At 73.9% G+C, this 2723-nt stretch carries 1 protein-coding gene; it reads left to right on the forward strand.

What is annotated here, in order from left to right:
* A partial coding sequence (locus tag ACWEBX_RS38970) for a condensation domain-containing protein (protein WP_451889439.1) occupies window positions 1–2723 on the forward strand: 2723 nt, incomplete at both ends.

Genomic DNA, 2723 nt, shown 5'->3' on the forward strand with positions numbered 1-2723 from the left:
ATCGAACTCGGCGAGATCGAGGCCGCCCTCACCGAACACCCCGCCGTCGCCCAGGCCGCCGTACTCGCCCAGGACGACCGGCTCGTCGGCTACGTCGTACCGCGCCAGGAGGCGACCCGGGACGGTGGTCTCGAAGCGGAACACGTGGGCGAGTGGCGGGACATCTACGACTCCCTGCCCATCGCTCCCGAGGAAGCCGCCTTCGGCCAGAACTTCGTCGGCTGGAACAGCAGTTACGACGCGAGCCCGATCCCGGTCGAGCAGATGCGTCAGTGGCGGGACGCCACCGTGGCGCGCGTCCTGGCCCTGCGCCCCCGCCGGGTGCTGGAGGTCGGCGTCGGCACCGGTCTGCTCCTCTCACAGATCGCACCGCACTGCGAGTCCTACTGGGCGACCGACTTCTCCGCCACCGCGATCGACGCGCTGGCCGCCCAGGTGGCGCGGGAGGAGCGGCTGGCCGGGCGTGTGGTGCTGCAGACCCGCCCGGCGCACGACACCGACGGGCTGCCGGCCGGGCGGTTCGACACCATCGTGCTGAACTCGGTGGTGCAGTACTTCCCGTCCGCCGACTACCTCGCGGACGTGGTCGACCGGCTGACGCGGCTGCTCGCCCCCGGCGGCGCGCTCTTCATCGGCGACGTCCGCAACCTGCGGCTGCTGCGCCCGTTCACGACGGCCGTCCAGCTCCACCGGGCCGACGACGGCGCCGACCTGTCCTCCGTGCGCCGTGCCGTGGAGCAGGCCCTGCTGGTGGAGAAGGAACTCCTGGTCGACCCGGACTTCTTCACCGTCCTGCGCGACCGCGGCACCGTCGGGGCCGTGGCCGTGGAGGTCAAGCGCGGCCGGCACCACAACGAGCTCACCCGCTACCGCTACGACGTCACGCTGTACGAGCGGTCGGCCGTCCCGGCCGCACCGGCCGCACCGCGGGAACTGACCTGGAACCGGGACATCGCCGACCTCACGGAACTGCGCGAGCTGCTCGTCCGGACCGGCACGGACCCGGTGCGCGTCACCGGGGTGCCGAACCGGCGCGTCGCCCGCGAGGCGGCGCTGGCCCGGGCAGTGCGCAGCGGGGACGGCACACTCGCCGAACTGCTGGACCGGCTGCACGGCCCGGACAACGGCGGCCTGCCCGACCCGGAGGACTTCCGTGAGCTCGGAGACGAACTCGGCCGCCGGGTGGATGTCACCTGGTCGGCCTGTGCGCCCGACGCTCTGGACGTCGTCATCGGCGGCGTACCAGGAGACGCCCCGGTCGAGGCCTACCGGCCGCTGAGGCCGTCCGGCACCGCGCTGTCCTCGCTCACCAACCGCCCGACCGGCAGCCGCGCCACGGGCGCCCTCGTCGGTGAACTCCGCGACCGGCTGCGCGACCGGCTGCCCGACTACCTCGTGCCGTCGGCCATCGTCGTCCTGGACGCACTGCCGCTGACCGCCAGCGGCAAGGTCGACCGCCGCGCGCTGCCCGCCCCCGATCTGGGGACGGCCGCGACCGGGCGGGCGCCGCGCACCCCGCAGGAGCAACTGCTCGCCGATCTCTTCGCCGAGGTGCTCGGGCTGCCCGGGGTCGGCGTCGAGGACAGTTTCTTCGACCTCGGCGGGCATTCCCTGCTGGCGACCCGCCTGGCTTCCCGGGTCCGGGCGGCCTTCGGCGCGGAGCTCGAGGTCCGCACGCTCTTCGAGCACCCGACCGTGGCCGCCCTGGCGGTCCGTCTCGACGGCTCGGTCACGCAGCGGCCCGCGCTGACCGCCCGTCCGCGCCCCGTGGGGGCACCCCCGGCCGGAGGCCGGGAGAGGATCCCGCTGTCCTTCGCCCAGCAACGCCTGTGGTTCCTGCACCGCATGGACGGACCGGGCGCCACCTACAACATGCCGCTCGCGCTGCGCCTGGACGGCGAACTGGACCGGGCGGCGCTGCATACCGCGCTCGCCGACGTGATCGCCCGGCACGAGAGCCTGCGGACGGTCCTGCGCGAAGCGGACGGCGTGCCGTACCAGCTGGTGCTGAGCCCGGACGAGGCCCGCCCCGAGCTGCCGGTCGTCGAACTCGACGACGTACGGCTGCCGGGCCGGCTGGCGGAAGGGGCGCAGTACGGCTTCGACCTGGCCGCCGAGCCGCCGATCCGCGCGGAGCTCTACGCGCTCGCCCCCGACCGGCACGTGCTGCTGCTCGTGGTGCACCACATCGCGGCCGACGGCTGGTCGATGGGCCCGCTCTCCGGCGACCTGGCGACGGCCTACGGGGCCCGGTGCCGGGGCGAGGAACCAAGGTGGTCCCCGCTGCCGGTGCAGTACGCCGATTACACCCGGTGGCAACGCGATCTGCTCGGCGACGCCACCGACCCGGACAGTCTGTTCGCCCGGCAACTTGCTTACTGGAAGGATGAGTTGGCCGCGCTGCCACAGCAGCTTCAACTGCCCGCCGACCGGCCCCGGCCGCCGGTGGCCTCCCAGCGGGGCGGCCGGCTCGCCGTCCGGCTGGACGCCGAACTGCACCAGGCGCTGCGGGACCTCGCCACCGAGCGCGGCGCCAGCGTGTTCATGGTGCTCCAGGCCGGTCTCGCCGCGCTGCTCACCCGGCTCGGGGCCGGAACCGACATCCCGATCGGCAGCCCCATCGCCGGACGCACCGACCAGGCCCTGGACGACCTCGTCGGGTTCATGGTCAACACCCTGGTGCTGCGCACCGACACGAGCGGCGATCCCGGCTTCACCGACCT

The organism is Streptomyces sp. NPDC005070 (genome assembly GCF_053600395.1).